The organism is Pseudomonas sp. ML96 (assembly GCF_000761545.1).
GTDB lineage: Bacteria > Pseudomonadota > Gammaproteobacteria > Pseudomonadales > Pseudomonadaceae > Aquipseudomonas.
The window spans coordinates 239,158-256,350 of the sequence record NZ_JPMY01000006.1 but is presented as its reverse complement, the minus strand read 5'-3'; the positions used below and the strand labels follow the sequence as shown (position 1 = coordinate 256,350).

15 protein-coding genes and 1 tRNA gene are annotated in these 17,193 nt (G+C 65.9%); 6 read left to right on the top strand and 10 right to left on the bottom strand.

Features of this window, described 5'->3' with window-relative positions; translation table 11 throughout:
• Positions 1-59: 59 nt before the first annotated feature.
• Both IP89_RS05220 and IP89_RS05215 read left to right on the top strand, forming a co-directional pair.
• The gene (locus IP89_RS05220; protein ID WP_043308128.1) at positions 60-3,794 is read left to right on the top strand and encodes a bifunctional diguanylate cyclase/phosphodiesterase; all 3,735 of its coding nucleotides are present in this window, start codon (positions 60-62) and stop codon (positions 3,792-3,794) included.
• Positions 3,795-3,811: 17 nt separating this feature from the next.
• Positions 3,812-3,888: transfer RNA gene (locus IP89_RS05215), tRNA-Ile, on the top strand.
• A 52-nt stretch (positions 3,889-3,940) separates the two neighbouring features.
• On the opposite strand, the gene IP89_RS22915 is transcribed toward IP89_RS05215, so the two are convergent.
• From IP89_RS22915 to IP89_RS05190, 5 genes are all read right to left on the bottom strand, one after another.
• Positions 3,941-4,099 carry a YqaE/Pmp3 family membrane protein gene (locus tag IP89_RS22915; RefSeq protein ID WP_003084988.1) on the bottom strand — a complete coding sequence of 53 codons (159 nt, stop codon included), beginning with the start codon at positions 4,097-4,099 and terminating at the stop codon, positions 3,941-3,943.
• A gap of 84 nt (positions 4,100-4,183) precedes the next feature.
• Entirely contained in the window at positions 4,184-4,417 is a 234-nt protein-coding gene (locus IP89_RS05205) for a DUF1145 domain-containing protein (RefSeq protein WP_043308127.1), read from the bottom strand.
• An 11-nt stretch (positions 4,418-4,428) separates the two neighbouring features.
• Positions 4,429-6,141: a sulfatase-like hydrolase/transferase gene (locus tag IP89_RS05200; RefSeq protein ID WP_043308126.1), complete on the bottom strand. Its 1,713-nt coding sequence runs from the start codon at positions 6,139-6,141 to the stop codon at positions 4,429-4,431.
• A 3-nt stretch (positions 6,142-6,144) separates the two neighbouring features.
• On the bottom strand, positions 6,145-7,548 hold the full coding sequence (locus IP89_RS05195; protein WP_052080960.1) for a DUF1254 domain-containing protein: 1,404 nt from the start codon (positions 7,546-7,548) through the stop codon (positions 6,145-6,147).
• A gap of 11 nt (positions 7,549-7,559) precedes the next feature.
• Positions 7,560-9,347 (bottom strand): alkyl/aryl-sulfatase, encoded by a 1,788-nt coding sequence (locus IP89_RS05190; RefSeq protein WP_043308124.1) that lies wholly within the window; start codon positions 9,345-9,347, stop codon positions 7,560-7,562.
• 101 nt (positions 9,348-9,448) lie between these two features.
• Here IP89_RS05190 and IP89_RS05185 point away from each other — a divergent pair, with 101 nt between their 5' ends.
• Positions 9,449-10,366, top strand: coding sequence for a LysR family transcriptional regulator (locus IP89_RS05185; RefSeq protein WP_043308122.1), 918 nt, complete (start codon positions 9,449-9,451; stop codon positions 10,364-10,366).
• A 12-nt stretch (positions 10,367-10,378) separates the two neighbouring features.
• Here the strand turns inward: IP89_RS05185 and speB are convergent, their stop codons facing one another.
• A complete protein-coding gene (speB, locus tag IP89_RS05180; protein ID WP_043308121.1) occupies positions 10,379-11,332 on the bottom strand; it encodes an agmatinase in 954 nt (317 codons plus the stop codon).
• Positions 11,333-11,391: 59 nt separating this feature from the next.
• A complete protein-coding gene (locus IP89_RS05175; protein WP_043308119.1) occupies positions 11,392-12,465 on the bottom strand; it encodes a polyamine ABC transporter substrate-binding protein in 1,074 nt (357 codons plus the stop codon).
• Between the two features lie 142 nt (positions 12,466-12,607).
• On the opposite strand from IP89_RS05175, the gene IP89_RS05170 reads away from it, so the two are divergent.
• Complete coding sequence (locus IP89_RS05170; protein WP_043308117.1) at positions 12,608-13,504, top strand: LysR family transcriptional regulator; 897 nt, start codon at positions 12,608-12,610, stop codon at positions 13,502-13,504.
• 3 nt (positions 13,505-13,507) lie between these two features.
• Here IP89_RS05170 and IP89_RS05165 read toward each other — a convergent pair whose 3' ends face one another.
• Together IP89_RS05165 and IP89_RS23255 are read right to left on the bottom strand one after the other, a co-directional pair.
• Positions 13,508-13,693: a hypothetical protein gene (locus IP89_RS05165; protein ID WP_043308115.1), complete on the bottom strand. Its 186-nt coding sequence runs from the start codon at positions 13,691-13,693 to the stop codon at positions 13,508-13,510.
• Between the two features lie 120 nt (positions 13,694-13,813).
• Complete coding sequence (locus IP89_RS23255; protein ID WP_156114988.1) at positions 13,814-13,951, bottom strand: hypothetical protein; 138 nt, start codon at positions 13,949-13,951, stop codon at positions 13,814-13,816.
• Positions 13,952-14,007: 56 nt separating this feature from the next.
• On the opposite strand from IP89_RS23255, the gene IP89_RS05160 reads away from it, so the two are divergent.
• The gene (locus IP89_RS05160; protein WP_043308114.1) at positions 14,008-14,568 is read left to right on the top strand and encodes an NADPH-dependent FMN reductase; all 561 of its coding nucleotides are present in this window, start codon (positions 14,008-14,010) and stop codon (positions 14,566-14,568) included.
• Here the strand turns inward: IP89_RS05160 and IP89_RS05155 are convergent.
• Positions 14,565-16,049 (bottom strand): flagellin, encoded by a 1,485-nt coding sequence (locus IP89_RS05155; RefSeq protein WP_043308113.1) that lies wholly within the window; start codon positions 16,047-16,049, stop codon positions 14,565-14,567. The two genes, IP89_RS05160 and IP89_RS05155, sit on opposite strands and share 4 nt — an antisense overlap.
• Positions 16,050-16,205: 156 nt before the next feature.
• On the opposite strand from IP89_RS05155, the gene IP89_RS23850 reads away from it, so the two are divergent.
• Complete coding sequence (locus IP89_RS23850; RefSeq protein ID WP_043308112.1) at positions 16,206-17,135, top strand: ion channel; 930 nt, start codon at positions 16,206-16,208, stop codon at positions 17,133-17,135.
• Positions 17,136-17,193: the final 58 nt, after the last annotated feature.

Here is a 17,193-nt window from a genome sequence, read left to right as displayed (position 1 = left end):
GTTTTTGTTTTCTGTCCGGCTACACTGCAAGAGTCTCCAACGCTTTCCGGAACCGCCGCATGTCGCGTCTGCTAGCCATTCTCCTGTCGTGTCTGGCGTGCTGGGCGCTCCCGGCTGCAGCTCTCGAGCTCAGCCAGGAGGAACAGGCCTGGCTGGCAGAACACCCACAGCTGCGCCTGGGTATAGATGCCTCCTGGCCGCCCTTCGAATTCCGTGACGACCAGGGCCGCTACAGCGGCCTCAGCGCCGCCTATGTGGAGCTGGTCGAGAAAAGGCTCAACGTCGATATCGTGCCGGTCGAGCCGAGCAGCTGGAGCGAAGTCATGGCCAGCGCCAAGAGCGGCCAGCTCGACCTGCTGCCCGGCATCATGTCCACGCCGGAACGGCAGCAGGACCTGGCCTTCACCCGCCCCTACCTCGACTTCCCCATCGTTATCCTCACCCACCGCAACGGCCCGCAACCCAGCAAGCTGGGGCAGCTCTACGGACTGAAGGTCGCAGTGGTGCGGGATTACGCACCACACGAACTGCTGCGCAACCAGCACCCCGACCTCAACCTGCTGCCGCTGCCCAGCGTGAACGCCGCCCTGCAGGCCCTAGCCACCGGCCAGGCCGATGCGATGATCGGCGACCTCGCCTCCAGCGTCTGGGGCATGCGCCGGCTCAAGCTCGAAGGCCTGCAGGTGAACGGCGAAACGCCCTACCGCTACCAGCTGGCGATGGCCGCGCCGCATGACCACCAGGTGCTGATCGGCATTCTCGACCGCCTGTTCGCCGAGCTCAGCGCCGACGAAGTCGCCGCCCTGCAGGAGCCCTGGGTCGGCGGCGTACTGGACGAACGCGACAGCTGGCAGCTGACGCTGCTGCTATATGGCATGCCTGCCCTGCTCCTGGCCCTGCTGATTCTGGCCGCCGTGCTGCGCATCAACCGGCGCCTGCGCCAGGAGATTCAAGGCCGCCATGCCCTGGAGGAGCAGCTGCGCAACAGCGAGCAGCATTACCGCGGCCTGGTCGAGAGCCTCAACGCCATCGCCTGGCAGATGAGCCTGGCCGACTACCGCTTCACCTATGTCTCCCCGCATGCCGAGAAGCTGCTCGGTTATCCCCAGGCCGCCTGGCTGGAGCCGGGCTTCTGGCAGCGCACCCTGCACCCGGACGACGCGCACTGGGCCGAGAACTACTGCCGCGAGCAGAGCAGCGCCGGCCTCGATCACAGCCTGGACTACCGCATGCTCGCCGCCGACGGTCGCACCGTGTGGATACGCGACATCGTCACGCTGATCTCCGGCGCCGAAGGCACCGTGCTGCGCGGCCTGATGATCGACATCAGCGAGGCCAAGCACAGCGAAGAGGCGCAGCGCCTCTCGGAGGAAAAGTTCGCTCTGGTCTTCCACCACTGCCCGGACATTCTGGTCATCGCCCGCCGGGTCGACGGCGTGCTACTCACCGTCAACCGCACCTTCGAGCAACAGCTCGGCATCAGCGCCCAGGAGGCCGTCGGCAAGACCGCCAGCGAACTGGACATCTGGGGTCTGCCGAGCGTCGGACCGATGCTGCTCGACCGCCTGCAACAGCAAGTGCTCAACAACATCGAGATGCCCTTCCGCCGGCGCAATGGCGAGCAGTTCAGCGGCCTGATCTCCGCCCAGCACATCGACATGGATGGCCAGCCCGCGCTGGTGGTGGCCGTGCGCGACATCACCGAGCTGCAGCGCACCCAGCAACGCCTGCAGCTATCCGAGGAGAAGTTCGCCAAGGCCTTCCACGCCTCGCCGGACGGCCTGCTAATCACACGCCAGGCCGACGGTACGATCCTCGAGGCCAACGACGGCTTCTTCCGCATCACCGGCCACGACAACCAGCGGGTGATCGGCCGCACCACCCTGGCCCTCGGCCTCTGGGCCCAACCCCAGGTGCGCGACGCGATGGTTGCACAAGTCCGCAGCCAGGGCGCAGTGCACGACTTCCGCGCCTGGATCAACACCGCAACCGGCCAGCTGCGCCTCAGCGAACTCGCGGTGCAGCCGCTGATGATCGAAGGCGAGCCGTGCATGCTGATCATCGCCCGCGACATCACCGAGCGCGAACAGATGCAGGCACGCCTACACCAGGCCGCCACCGTCTTCGAGAGCACCGCCGAAGGTGTGATGATCACCGACCTCGACCAGCGCATCACCGCGGTCAACCGCGCCTTCAGCGCCATCACCGGCTACAGCGAGGCCGAAGCCCTGGGCCAGAGCCCGCGTCTACTCGCCTCGGGCCGCCACGACAGCGCCTTCTACGCCGCCATGTGGCACCAGCTGGCCGCCGAAGGCCACTGGCAGGGCGAGATCTGGAACAAGCGCAAGAACGGCGAGCCCTTCCCGGAATGGCTGACCATCAGCTCGGTGCGCAATCAGGACGGGCAGATCACCCACTTCGTTGGCGTGTTCGCCGACATCAGCTCGCTCAAGCACGCCCAGGCTCGGCTCGACTACCAGGCCCACCACGACCCGCTCACCGGCCTGCCCAACCGCATGCTGTTCGAGAGCCGCCTGGACACCGCGCTGAACGACGCTCGCGCCGAGCATCGGCATGGCGCCGTACTGTTCCTCGATCTGGACCGCTTCAAGCACATCAACGACAGCCTCGGCCACCCGGTCGGCGATCACTTGCTCAAGGGCATCGCCCTGCGCCTGCGCGAGCAGCTGCGCGACATCGACACGGTGGCCCGCCTGGGCGGCGACGAGTTCATCGTGCTGCTGCCGGGCCTGCACCAGCCACGCGATGCCGAGCGCATCGCGACCAAGCTGCTGAGCTGTTTCAGCGCGCCGTTCCAGGCCGATGGCCACGAGTTCTACATCACCGCCAGCATCGGCATCAGCCTGTTCCCCGAGGACGGCAACGACGTCGCCACCCTGGTGAAGAATGCCGACGCGGCCATGTATAGCTCCAAGGCCAAGGGCCGCAACCGCGTCGAGATGTACACGCGCAACCTGACCTTCCAGGCCAACGAGCGCATGACCCTGGAACTGGAACTGCGCCGCGCCCTCGAACGCGATGAGCTGAGCCTGCACTACCAGCCCAAGCTGTGCCTGCACAGCGGCCAGCTGATCGGCGCCGAGGCGTTGATTCGCTGGCACCACCCGATCTTCGGTGAGATCCCGCCCGACCGCTTCATTCCCCTGGCCGAAGATAACGGCATGATCCTGCAGCTCGGTGATTGGGTGCTGCAGGAAGCCTGTCGGCAGATGCGTGAATGGCAGAGCAGTCACGCGCCGTTCGGCCCGCTGTCGGTCAACCTGTCCGGCAGCCAGCTGCGCCAGCCACAACTGACCGAGCGCATCGCCGGCACCCTCGCCGACTTCAGCCTGAGCGCCGACATGCTGCAACTGGAGATCACCGAGAGCTTCATCATGACCCAGGCCGAGGAGGCCCTGCTGATCCTGCAGGAGCTCAAGGACCTCGGCCTGCAGCTGGCCATCGACGACTTCGGCACCGGCTACTCCTCGCTCAGCTACCTCAAGCGCCTGCCGCTGGACATCCTCAAGATCGACAAGTCGTTCATCCGCGGCCTGCCCAACGACCAGGATGACGCCGCGATCACCCGCGCCATCATCGCCCTCGGCCGCAGCCTGCAAATGACCGTGATCGCCGAAGGCGTGGAAACCAAGGCCCAGGAGATATTCCTGACCAGCGAAGGCTGCGCGCAGATCCAGGGTTACGTGGTCAGTCGCCCACTGAGCGCCGAGGCCTTCGCCGCCAATTTTCTCGGCCCGCTACCAATTGGCAGCACGGAAAAGGCGCCGGTATAATCCGCCGCTCCTTCTGAGGGCCTATAGCTCAGTCGGTTAGAGCAGAGGACTCATAATCCTTTGGTCCACGGTTCGAGTCCGTGTGGGCCCACCAAGCAATGCAAAGAAAAAGCCGCGCAATCGCGCGGCTTTTTCGTTTCTGCCCTTCAGCGCTTGGCGATGATGTACACCGCGTGCACGATGCCCGGGATGTAGCCGAGCAGGGTGAGCAGGATGTTCAGCCAAAAGGCGCCACCGAAGCCGACCTGGAGGAACACGCCCAGTGGTGGCAGCAGGATGGCGATGAGGATGCGGATAAGGTCCATGGGCTACTCCTTGGGGTCCATGCTGGCGAAAGCGCCGTACCAGAACAGACCCGAACAAGCGCAGCGCGGTTCAAGCTGATTCGCTCAGGCACTCAGATCGCGCACGTGCAACACACCGAACAACAGCACCAGCAGACGATCTTTTGCGGGCTCGGCCTGACGTTGCAGGCGGCCGTGCAGCACGGCGATCTCCAGCACATGAACGACCAGGATCAGCAGCGCCGCCCAGCTCAGCCAGGGACCGGCGAAGGGCTGCAGCAGGTTGACCAGCGCCAGCAGCCAGAACACCAGCAGCACAACTTTGGCGATTTTCAGCATGGATGACTCCTTTAGCTGTAGAGAAAGGTCGGCCCCGGGTGTTCACGGCCGTCATCGACGCCGACTTCCAGGGCCAGCAGTTCGGTGAGGCGGCCGTTCAGGCGCTCGATCAGGGTGCGCTGTGCCTGTGGGTCGGCGGCCAGGTTGTGTAGCTCGTCCGGATCGTTCTCGGTGTCGTATAGCTCCAGATCGTTGCGCGCCAGCAGGTCGTCGAAGCTGGCCGGGATGTGGTGGTCCTCGGCGGCGAAGTAGCGGGCGAACTTGTAGCGGCCATCGTGGATGCCGCGGAACAGCGCGCGGTTCTTCATCGACGGACCGAGCTGCATCTGCGCCAACGATTCCTGGATGATCGCCCAGGGCGTGACCTGGTCATGGTCACGCATCACCGCCTCGGTGAACTCCGGATCGAGGTACATGACCACGCCGTAGTCGTACAGGTGGCCGCGCTCGTCGCGCACGGAGCGCCTGCTCGCCCCTCCGATGCTCTCGGTCAGGCTGACGCCGGCCAGCTGCGGATAGCGCTCGGCCTGCCCGGCGGCATCCAGCCCGGCCAGCTCCAGCACAGTCGGCACGATGTCGACGGTGGAGCCCAGCGCCTGGCTGGTGAAGCCCTGCGCGACATCCGGGTGGCGGACGATGAAGTTGACCCGGGTGTTCTCCTTGTACATGTGCGGGCCCTTCTGCCGCAGCTGGTGCGCGCCGGCCATCTCGCCGTGGTCGGCGGTGAGGATGACGATGGTGTCGTCGGCCAGGCCGCTGTTTTCCAGCGCCAGCAGCACCTGCTCGATGGACTGGTCGACGTCGCGCACGCAGTTCAGGTAATAGCTCTGCAGGCCCTGCCAGGCCTGCTCGTCCTTGGGGTCGAGGCGGCCGTAGACGTTGTTGCACAGCTCCACGTCGGCGCGCTGGGCCCAGGGTTTGCGGCTCAGGTCCTCGGCATAGAAGCTCTTCGGCAGCGGCAGATCCCAGTGCTTTTCGTACAGACCGGTACTCGGCCCCGGCGAGATCGGCCCGAGGAAGTTGCGCCGCAGGCGGCTCTGCTCCTGCTTGATCCCCGAGCTGTAGAACATGATGTCGTGCGGGTTGACGAAGTTGACCGCGAGGAACCACGGCTGCTCGTCGCTGCGGTGCTGCTGCAACCAGGCCACCGAGTCGCTGGCGGTGACCTTGTCATAAATGAAGCCGGTCATCAGCGAGCCGTGCGGGTCGCCATTCAGGTTGTAGTCGGCGAAGCCGTACGGCAGCAGCGCATCGGTGCTCGGCTGCACCACACCGTAGGTGAGGTTGCTCGACTGCTCGATGTGCGACAGGTGCCACTTGCCCTTGTAGGCCGTCAGATAACCCTGCTCGCGCAGCATGTGGCCGAGGGTGGGAATCTGCGGCGACAGCTCGCGGAACGGCGGCAGGCCGAGGTTGGCGGTGATCAGGGTCTGCTGCGTGTGCTGGCCAGTGAACAGCACCGAGCGCGACGGCGAACAGGGCGTGGTGTTGACGTGGAAATTGCCCAGGCTCGCCGCGCGCTGCAACAGGCGCTCGTGGCCGGGTAGCGGCACGGCATCGGGCAGGTCCTGGTGAGCGCGTTGCTGGTCGGTGACGATCAGCAGGATGTTCGGCTTGCGTCCCAGGCGCGGTGCCACGGCCGCCGAGGCAGTGCCCAGCAGCGGTGTGGCGATGCCGGCGGCGGTCAGCGCCGCGGCTCTCTTCAACAGGTCACGGCGCTGCATGGCTCACTCCTGCAGATGGTCGATGGCGGGCATCTGCCATTGCCCGTCGAGCACGCGCTGCTCGGGCAGGTAGATGCGCCCGGTCAGGCTGAACGGCCCGCTGGCGGGAATCGGCAGCCAGTTGCCCTGCTGCGACTCACCCGGCGCCTTGGCCTGCAGGTAGATATCCAGCGAACCGTCGGAGTTGTAGGTCAGCGGGTCGCGGTCGCCGAGGGCATAGCGACTCAGCGGATTGGCGATCAGATAGCCGTCGCCGTCGTAGGCGGTCACCGACCAGAAGGCCCGCGCCGGCGGCAACTCGCCTGCGGCGAAGTGCAGGCGATAACGCTGCCCACCCTGCAGTGCCTGGCCCTGGCCGTCGACCGAGGCATTCGGGTAGATGGCATCCGCCGCCAGGTTGGCGCCGAAACCAGCCATCGCCACCACGGCGCGCAGGCCGTAGTCGTCGCCATAGGCGCCGATGTGCATGGGTGGCTGACGCCAGCCGTTGACCAGCCCCTCGGGGCGCTGCAGGGCCTGGTGCATCTGCCGCTCGGCCAGCCAGATGCCCAGGCGCGCCGACTGGCGTTGCAGCCAACCCCATTGCGGAGCGGCACCGGGCTGCACACCGAGTTGTTGCAGATCAGCCAGGGCGGCGGCGTCCTTGTCACTCGCCGGGTTGTCCACCAGCAGCGCGGCCAGGCGGCCGAAGAAGGCCTCGGCGCTCAGCGCGCGCAGCTGGTACAGCGGTGGCTCGGCCTTGTGTTCCGGCAGCTTGAACGGTTCGGCCGTGGCCGGCCTGCCCAGTTGCCAGTCGGCCAGGCTGCGCAGGCCGACCTGGGCCTGGATCGCGTGCACGGCCGCATAGTCGGCCTTGCCATTGGTCTGCACCCGGCCGAGCAGCCAGGCAATGCGCGTCGGCGCACGTAGCAGGGTCATGCCCTGCGGCACCTCACCCTGCCACGTCGGTCCGACCAACAGGAAGCGCCCGCCGGCGGTGCCGGTGGTACGCGGGCCGAGGCTGGCGAATACGTTGGTCCAGGCATCGAGGAATTGCATCACCAGATAGCGCTCGCTGGCCGGCAGCTCGAACACCCAGGGCCCGGCGTCCATGTCCAGCCAGGCCAGCGAATACAGGGTGTCGACGTTGGGCCGCACGATGTCGCGGAAGCTGGCCTCAGGAAACGCCGGCACATGTACCAGGCGATTGGCCGGGGCGATGCCGTGGGTGAAGTTGTCGCGGGTCAGTTCGGTAAGCACCAGCGGGTAGCCGAACGCGTAGCTTTGCGCAGCCAGGCGGATGGTTTCGCGCTGGCTGAACAGCAGCGCGGCGCCCAGTGCCAGCAGCACCAGCACCACGCCCAAGGCACGGAGCCACAAACGGCGTTGACGCACGACCGGCAGCTGGCCGATTTGCAGATTGCTCATGCTCGGGCTCCTCAGCGTACGGTCAAGGCGATGGGGGCGTCTTCGAAGTCGAAGCAGCCGAGGAAGGTCTTGATGTCGAGTAGGTTGCCGTCGACCTTCACGTCACCCAGCAGGGCGCCCTTGAGCAGCCCGTTCTCGCCGCTGATCACGGTATCCAGGTAGGTCTTGTCGAAGGTCAGCTTGAGCGTGGTGCCGGCCGGGATGCCCTTGTGCAGTTCGACCACCCCGCGACGTACTTCCAGGGCCCACTCTTCGCCGATATCGGGGAAGGCGAAGCCGAGGGTCAGGTTCACGTCGGCGCTCTTTTCCGGGTCGATACGGGTCACCCAGTTCTGCAGGAAGATGCGCGCCGGCAGGTTCTTCAGCATGTCGGCGGAGAGGAAGGCGCCACGGATGCGCTTGCCCATTTCCTCGGCACCACCGTTGTCGAACTTGCCTTCCAGCTCCATGGCGCTCATCAGGTACCAGTTGCGCCAGTTGATGTTCATGCTGGCGTAACCGAGTTTGCGGAAGCTGCGCGCCTTGATGTCGCGCGCCAGCGTGTCGCCGTGGTCGACGCGGATCGAGTAGCTGGCCAGCTCGGCGGCCCACTGGTAGTCACCCTTGAGGTAGGCGTCGCCAGCGGCCAGCAGCACCTTGTCGCGGCCGCCCATCAGCTCAATCAGGCGCTTGGCTTTTTCCACCGGAGGGATCGGGTCGAGGTCCACCGGGTCGCCCTGGAACCAGCCCAGGTAGCCGTTGTAGATCTGCCGCACGCTGTGTTTCACCGTGCCGTAGTACTCGCGCAGGTAAGGCGTGTAGCCGGCCAGGTGCGGCGGCAGCTTGACCTTCTCGACCAGCTCGTCGGGGGTCAGGCCCTTGTTCATCCAGCGCACGGTCTGGTCGTGGATATAGGCGATGGCGTCGCGGGTCATGCGCAACACTTCCTCGACCTTGTCCTTGCCGCTCACCGGCTGGCCGTGCAGCGGCACCATGTAGTCGGCCCGGAACGCACGCAGGGCGTCGAGGCTCTTCACCCACAGCACCGGGTCGCGGAACTTGGTACCGCGCAGGGTGTGCACGTTGGGCAGGGTCGGGCCCTGGGTGACTTCGGCGCTGATCAGCACGCGATTGTTCGGCAGGAACAGGACGATCTCGTCCGGCGCCTCGCTGGGCGCGTGGAGGAACTGTACCGGCAGGCCGGCGATAGTGGTGTCGAGCTTGTCCTTGAAGGTGATGGTCGGCGCGATGAAGGTCGATTGCCCCTCATGGGCCAGCGGGCCGAGGCCGGCGTTCATGTCCTTCTTGTCGGCATCCGACAGCGCGGCGCCGAAGCTGTAGCCGGAGCGCATGCCGAGGATCGGGCCGACCAGCGCGCCCTGGGTCACCACGTTTTCCAGCAGGGTTTCCTGGGCGTAGATCTGCACCTCGCCACTCTTCACCTGCTCCTCGCTGACGAAGCCCTTCACCCCGTTGATATGGTCGGGATGGAAGTGGGTGTAGACGATGGCCTTGATCGGCTTGCTACTGATCTTGCGGAACTCGGCGAGCACCTTGCGCGACTGCTCGGCCGACTCGCCGGTGTCGACGATGATCAGCCCTTCCGGCGCCTCGATCATCACGCTGTTGGCCAGGTTCCAGCCCACCGCCGACCAGACGTTGTCGGCGATCTGGTAGACCTTCTCGTTGAAGTGCTTGGTGTGCTCGGCCAGCTCGGCGTTGATCGAGGGCTCGATCTTCTCGGCGGGCAGTTCGGCGCTGGCAGTGAACGGCAGGGCAGCGGCCAGCAGCAGGCCACTGAAGTGGGACAGGGTGCGCATCGGCGACCTCGTATTTTTATGGTTATCGAGTCTTGGCAGACTGCCGAGGCGGCCTCAATAATTCCAATGCATTTCAAATCAAGCATTGATGCAGGAAGCGCATGAACGATCTTCGCCAGCTCCGCCACTTCGTCGCCCTCGCCGACCACGGCCATTTCGCCCGCGCCGCCGAGGCCGTGCATCTCAGCCAGCCGGCGCTGAGCCGCAGCATTCAAGCGCTGGAAAGCAGCCTCGGCTGCAACCTGGTGGACCGCCACAGCCGCGGCATCAGCCTGACCGCCCATGGCGAGCTGGTGCTGGAGCATGCGCGTCGCCTGCTGGCCGGCAGCCAGGCACTGAGCAATGCGGTAAGCCAGCTGGGCAACCTGGGCAGCGGCGAGGTGCGCCTGGGCGCCGGCCCTTACCCAGCAGCGCGCCTGGTGCCGCAGGCCATGGGTGCCTTCGCCGAACGCTTCCCACGGGTGCGCCTGCAGCTGACCATCGACAGCTGGCAGCAGCTGCGCACGCGCCTGCTGGACAACCAGATCGAGCTTTTCGTCGCTGATATCCGCGAGTTCCAGGACGATCCGCGTCTGCAGATCGAGGCGCTGCGCCCGCACCCCGCCGTGCTGTTCTGCCACCCGCAGCATCCGTTGCTGGCGCGCTCGCGGCTGACGGTGAAAGACCTGCTGGATTACCCGCTGGCCGGCACCCAGTTGCCGCAGGAAGTGGCCAGCGCCCTACAGAGCCTGAGCGGCCGGGAGGCCAGCCCGCTGAGCGTCGAGTGCGACAACTTCATGGTGCTCAAGGAGCTGGTCTCGGCCAGCCATGTGCTGAGCATGTCGCCCTGGGACGTGATCGCCCAGGACGTGGCGGCCGGGCGCCTGGCCGTGCTGCCGCTGCATACCGGCATGCCGGCGCAGCGCTCCGCCTACGGCATCGTCAGCCGCGCCGGGCACAGCCTGTCGCCCGGTGCGGCCGAGCTGCAGCGGGTGATCCTTGAGCAGGACGGCGCCAGCCATATCCCGCCGCTGGTCTAGCACCGCTCTGCGTCAGAGCTTATGCCGCGCGGCGTACAGGCAGACCATCTCCATCGCCAGGGTGGCACCGGCCAGTGCAGTGATCTCCGAGTTGTCGTAGGGCGGCGCCACTTCCACCACGTCCATGCCGACCAGGTTGATGCCGCGCAGGCCACGCAGGATTTCCAGGGCCTGGTGGCTGGACAGCCCGCCGCATACCGGGGTTCCGGTACCGGGAGCGAACGCCGGGTCGAGACAGTCAATGTCGAAAGTCAGGTACACCGGGTTGTCGCCGACGCGGGCGCGGATCAGCTCGGCGATCTGCTCCGGTGTGCTGCGGTTGACCTGCCGCGCATCCAGCACCTGGAAGCCCATCACGTCATCGTTGGTGGTGCGCAGGCCGACCTGCACCGAACGCGCCGGGTCGACCAGACCGTCCTTGGCGGCATGGTAGAACATGGTGCCGTGGTCGATGCGCGCGCCCTCCTCGTCCGGCCAGGTGTCGCTGTGCGCGTCGAAGTGGATCAGCGACAGGGGGCCGTGCTTCTTCGCATGGGCCTTGAGCAACGGGTAGCTGATGAAGTGGTCGCCGCCCAGGGTGAGCATGGCGCAGCCGGCGTCGAGGATCTTGTCGGCGTGCGCTTCGATGGCCGCTGGGGTGTCCTGCGGCGTGCCGTGGTCGAAGTAGCAGTCGCCGTAGTCGATGCAGGCCAGCAGGTCGAAGGGGTCGAACTCCCAGGGGAAGTGCCGCGCCCAGGCCGACTGGATCGACGCCGCGCGAATGGCACGCGGACCGAAACGGCTGCCCGGGCGGTTGGTGGTGGCGGTGTCGAACGGCACGCCGCTGACCACCAGATCGACCCCGCGTAGATCGCGGGTATAGCGGCGACGCATGAAGCTGGTGATGCCGGCGTAGGTCGGCTCGGCCGCGGTGCCGTAGAGGCTGCCTCGGGTGATGGCCTGATCGTTGTCGAAGGCTTGTTCCATGTTCGGATGCTCGATATCTGCAGAACGGGCCACTCAGTGCCGGAGTGGCCATACGGCAATCAGTATTGGGTGCGGAACGCCGTCCACAGCCGAGTGCGCTGGCGCATTTCGCGCAGCGGCAGGCTCTGCTCGGCGAACAACTTGGCGCGCATGTCCGCGGCCGGGTAGATGTCCGGATCGCCGCTCACCGCCGCGTCGAGCAGCGGCGTGGCCGCACGGTTGGCGTTGGCGAAATACAGCGAGTTGGTCAGTTCGGCGATGGCCTCGGGCTGGAGCATGTAGTCGATGAAGGCGCGCGCGGCCTCGGGGTGCGGTGCATCCACCGGGATGGCCAGGGTGTCGAACCAGATCAGCGTGCCTTCCTTGGGAATCCGGTAGACCACCGAGAACGGCTGCTTGGCTTCGAGGGCACGAGCGGTGGCCATGCCGGCGTCGCCGGTGTAGGTCAGTGCCAGGCAGGTCTCACCCTTGGCTAGATCGTCGATCTGCCGGCTCTGGCCGACGTAGCGCAGGTTCGGCTGCAGCTGCGCGAGCAGCGCCTTGGCTGCCTCGCGATCGGCCTCAGCGGTGCTGTAGGGGTCCTTGCCCAGGTAGTTGAGGACCACGGCGATCACCTCCTGCGGCGAGTCGAGCACGCTGATGCCGCAGTCCTTGAGCTTGCTGGCGTACTCGGGCTTGAACAGCAAATCGAGGCTGTCCAGCGCCACGCCGGGCAGGCGTTTCTCTACCGCTTCCTTGTTGATGCCCAGGCCGATGGTGCCCCAGGTGTAGGGCACGCCGTAGGCGTTGCCGGGGTCGACGCCGGCCAGCTTGGCCAGCAACTCGGGGTCGAGATTGTCCTTGCCGGCCAGCTCGCCCACCGGCTGCAGCGCCTTGGCGCCGATGGTGCGGGCCAGCACGCTGGACGACGGCACCACTACGTCGTAGCCGCTGCCGCCGGTGAGCAGCTTGCTCTCCAGCACCTCGGCGCTGTCGAAGGTGTCGTATTTGACCTTGATCCCGGTCTCGGCCTGGAAGCGCTGCAGCGCCTGCGCCGGCACGTAGTCGGCCCAGTTGTAGAGGTTGAGGACTTTTTCTTCGGCCTGCAGCGGCAGGGCGAAGGCGAACACAAGCAAGCTGGCGACAAGGCGCATGAGCGGATTCCTCGGCAGATTCGATAGCCCGCGCCCCTCTGCTGGGGGCTCTGGAGTGGAGCCATCCTGCGCCGCGGTTTGCTTCCGATAAATACGAAGTGATCTACTCTGGCATCGACATCTATCAATGTATGGAGCCACGATGCTCAGCCAACTGCGTGACCTCGACCTGCAGCTGCTGCGCCTGTTCGTCAGCGTGGTGGAGAACGGCGGCTTCAGCGCCGCCCAGGGTGAGTTGGGCATCGGCCAGTCGACCATCAGCACGCAGATGGCCAAGCTCGAGACGCGTCTGGGCTTTCGCCTGTGTGAGCGCGGCAAGGCCGGCTTTCGCCTGACGCCCAAGGGCGAGCAGGTGCTGGCCGCCACGCGCAAGCTGTTCGGCGCCATCGAGACCTTCAAGGGCGAGGCCCAGGGCATGGCCGACAAGTTGCTCGGCGAGCTCAGCGTCGGTCTCTCGGAATCGCTCGACAGCCATGTGCTGCAGCGCGTGGCGGGCGCCATCGGGCGCTTTCGCCGGCGCAACCAGGCGGTGCAGATTGAGCTGATCAGCGCCACCCCGGCCGAGCTGGAGCGGCGCCTGCTGCAGGGCCAGCTGCATCTGGCCATCGGCTACTTCTCCGGCAACCAGAGCGCGCTGGACTACCAGCCACTGTTCGAGGAACAGCAGTCACTGTATTGCGCCCAGGGTCACCCGCTGTTTGGCCAGGCCAGGATCAGCCATGCCGACCTCGACGCCTGCGACCGGGTGCTGCACCCCTACCGCTTCATCGCCGCCGACGAACCATGGCAGGCCGGCACCAGCAGCGCGCGCTGCGAGCAGGTCGAAGGCAGCCTGGCGTTCATCCTCTCCGGCGCGCATATCGGCTATCTACCACAGCACGTGGCGGCGCCCTGGATCGCCAGCGGACAGCTGCGCGAGCTGCTGCCGAACGAGGTCGGTTTCAGCGTGCAGTTCCGCCTCACCCGCCACCGCGGGCGCCAACCCAGCGAGGCGCAGCAGGCCCTCAATGCGGACCTGCTGGCGAGCTTCGTAGGTTAGGACTCAGTGGCGTGGCGGGCGTCCCGTATGGCCGCGCTGACGCAGTCGCTCGGCGAGGGCGTCGAGCGCATGCAGGGCCTGGTGAATGCCCTGGTGGAGCGAACGCGGCGCGACTGCCGCCGTGGATGCAGCGGCGAAGTCTTCGGCTTCGAGCTGATAACGCGGGTCGAAGAGGTTGAACCTATCCATAACCAATTCCTCACGAGTCATGGCCGGCGCGGTGTGCGCGGGCGCAATAAGGCAGTGACGGGCATCGGGGGATTGTTCTTGTTCGGCCAGCGTGCCGCCGGTGGATGACACGCCTGCAGGCTATGACCCAGCTGACGTGCCGGCGGTTTCGCCGCCTTTGATCAATTTCTGCGCAAATGCCTTCGCGAGCAAGCCGGCGAAATGTCGCAGCCCGGCCAAGCCGCGCGCCAGAGCGGCGGCGTAATCGGCGAGGCGCACTATAGTTTCCTGCTCAGGTCTTCCATCCGTTCATCCACAGACTTACAGGAGTCACCATGAGCAAGGTTTACAAGGTCGCGGTCATCGTCGGCAGCCTGCGCAAGGCCTCGATCAACCGCAAGCTCGCCCTGGCGCTGGCCGAACTGGCACCGCCATCGCTGCAACTGCAGATCGTCGAGATCGGCGAACTGCCGCTGTACAGCGAAGACATCGACGTCAGTCCTGCGCCAGCGGCCTACACCCGTTTCCGCGATGAGGTGAAGAGCGCCGACGCGCTGTTGTTCGTCACCCCGGAATACAACCGCTCGATCCCCGCGCCGATGAAGAACGCCATCGACGTCGGCTCGCGCCCTTATGGGCAGAGCGTGTTCAGCGGCAAACCCGGTGCCGTGCTCAGCGCCTCACCGGGCGCGGTCGGCGGCTTCGGCGCCAACCACCACCTGCGCCAGTGCCTGGTGTTCCTCGACGTACCCGTGCTACAGCAACCCGAGGCCTACCTGGGCGGCGCCGGCAGCTTCTTCGACGACAGCGGCAAGCCGAACGACGGCATCAAGGGCTTCCTGCAGAAGTTCATCGAGGCCTATGCGGCCTGGGTGGAGAAGAACCTGAAGGGCTAGATGCCCTGTAGCAGGCTGAGGATGGCCTGCGGTCGCTGGTTGGCCTGAGCCAGGATGGCGGTGGCGGCCTGCTGCAATATCTGGTTCTTGACCAGGTTGGCAACCTCCGCCGCATAGTCGGTATCCCTGATCCGACTATGCGCGGCCGAGAGGTTCTCCAACATGTTCTGCAGGTTGGCGATGGTGTACTCGAGGCGGTTCTGCACCGCACCGAGATCGGCTCGCGCGCTGTCGATCATGCTCAGCGCGCCGTCGATCACGCCGATCGCCGTCTGCGCTCCGGTATTGCTGAGCAGGTCCACCTTGTTGATCTGCGCGAAAGCGCTGTAGCTGGTTGCCGTGCTGCCATCCAGCGTGGCCACGTCCACCTTGGTCGAAAAAGCCTCCGAACTGCTCAGGCGCACCACACCGATGGCGCGCAATGCAGAGTCATCGCTCAGGGTGGCCGCAGATGCGGTCAGTTCCTCCTCGCCTTCATAGTCGAAGTTCTGCGCCAGGGCCGTACCGGAACCCTCGGACAGAAAGTTTTCCAGCACGATGTCGTCGCCGCGTTCGCTAAGCATCCACAGCTGATTGCCTTCGATCCGGGCACTGATACCGGTGCGTATGGTTTCGGCATTGATCGCATCGGCCAATTGCGACAGATCGCCACCGTCTACCTTGGCACTGATACTGCGCCCCTCGCCCTTGAGGTCCTGCAACTCGAAGGAGTAGCGGTCATCCTCGCTGAACTCCAGCCGCAGCACGGTGCGCGCATCAGCCGTCACGCCAGTCTGGTCGGAGCGCTTGTTGACGGCCTTGGCCACTTCCCAGGCAGAGCCGGCGACGGCAAAAGTCTGGCTCTTGCGCCCGGCAATGGTCAGCTCACCCGTCACGCCGTTGTCAGGCGTGGTTCCGGTCTGGGCAAGCAAGCCGCCCAACTGATCTCCGGTCGCGTTGCCGGCGGTGCCATTGGTCAGATCGCGGACGTTGCTGCCCAGGCGCGTGGCGCTGAAGTTACCGAGGCTGAGAGGAATGGTCTCGAAGGCACCCACGCCCACCTGGATACCGGTGGAGCCAAAGCTACCATCTAGCAGTTTGCGGCCAGCGAAGCTGGTGGTGTCGGCAATGCGCGTCAGCTCCTGCTGCAGCTGCTCCACCTCCTGCTGCATGGCATCGCGCTCGCTGCCGCCGTTAGAACCATTGGCCGACTGCAGGGCCAGGTCACGCATGCGCTGCAGGATATTGGTCGACTGCTGCAGGGCGCCCTCGGCGGTCTGCGCCAGCGAGATGCCATCGTTGGCATTGCGGATCGCCACATTCAGGCCACTGATCTGACCCTTCAGCCGGTCGGCGATGATCAGGCCGGCCGCATCATCCTTGGCGCTATTGATGCGGTAACCGGTGGACAGGCGCTGCATCGAGGTTTCCAGGGCACGCGCCGTCTCGCTCAGCGCCCGCTGAACGCCGAGTGACGACACATTGGTAAGCGTTAGCGCCATGCCAACAATCCCTGGGATAACAGCCGATCCATAGTTGCCAAAGACCAGACCCAATACGGCCTGTCGCCAGACCATCGGCTACCACCAGAAATCCTTTAGGCCGTTCGTCCATAGGCTCTGCCGCAACTAGGCTTGTGTGATCCGCAGGAGATCTCCATGGACACCACGCAGTCCGATGACAGCCACTGGCTAGACCCCGACCAGGACCGGCGCCAGGCCGACGACCTGGCGCCGGCGTTGCAGCAGCGCGCGCGCAGTGGCGCCTCGATGCGCGGCTTCCGCCTCAAGTACGCCAACCTGGCCGGCATCGACCTGGTCCACCACGGCAGCCGTGCCGGTTACGACCTGCGCGAGGCCGACCTGTATCGCGCCGACCTGCAGAATGCCCACCTGTTTGCCCTCGACCTGCGCGGCACCTCGCTGATGAAGGCCGACCTGCGCGGTGCCAACCTGCACTGCGCAGACCTGCGCGACTGCAACCTGCTCGGCGTACGCCTGGAAGGCGCGCGGCTGGACAACGTGTTGTGGGACCGCCAGCTGATCCAGGAGCGCCGTGGCCGCGAGTGCCAGCGTGGCGGTGACGCGAATGGCGCACGGCAGCACTTCGAGGAGGCCGAGGAGACCTATCGCAACCTGCGCCTGCGCCTGGAGAAGGCCGGGCTGTTCGAGCAGGCCGGCTACTTCTTCCACCGCGAGATGGTCATGCGCCGCCTGCAGATGCCACGCCTGTCCGGCGCGCGCATGCTGTCCTGGCTGGTCGACCTGTTCAGTGGCTACGGCGAGAAGCCGCTCAACGTCGTACTGTTCTCCATCGGGCTGATCCTGGTCTGCGGCCTGCTCTACTTCCTGGTTGGCGTGCGCCACGGCGACCTGCCGCTGGGCCTGGCCCTGGAGCGCGGCCTGGCGGCCAACCTCAAGGACCTGCTCGACTGCATCTATTACAGCGTGGTGACCTTCACCACCCTCGGCTACGGCGATATCACACCCCACGGCCTGGCACGCCCCATCGCCGCCTTCGAGGCATTTGCTGGCAGCTTCACCATGGCCCTGTTCGTGGTGGTATTTGTGAAGAAGATGACGCGCTAGCTTGCCTGTATGCAGCACCGCTGCGAGTCTGACGTCCTGCCTATACCCGGAGAAACCC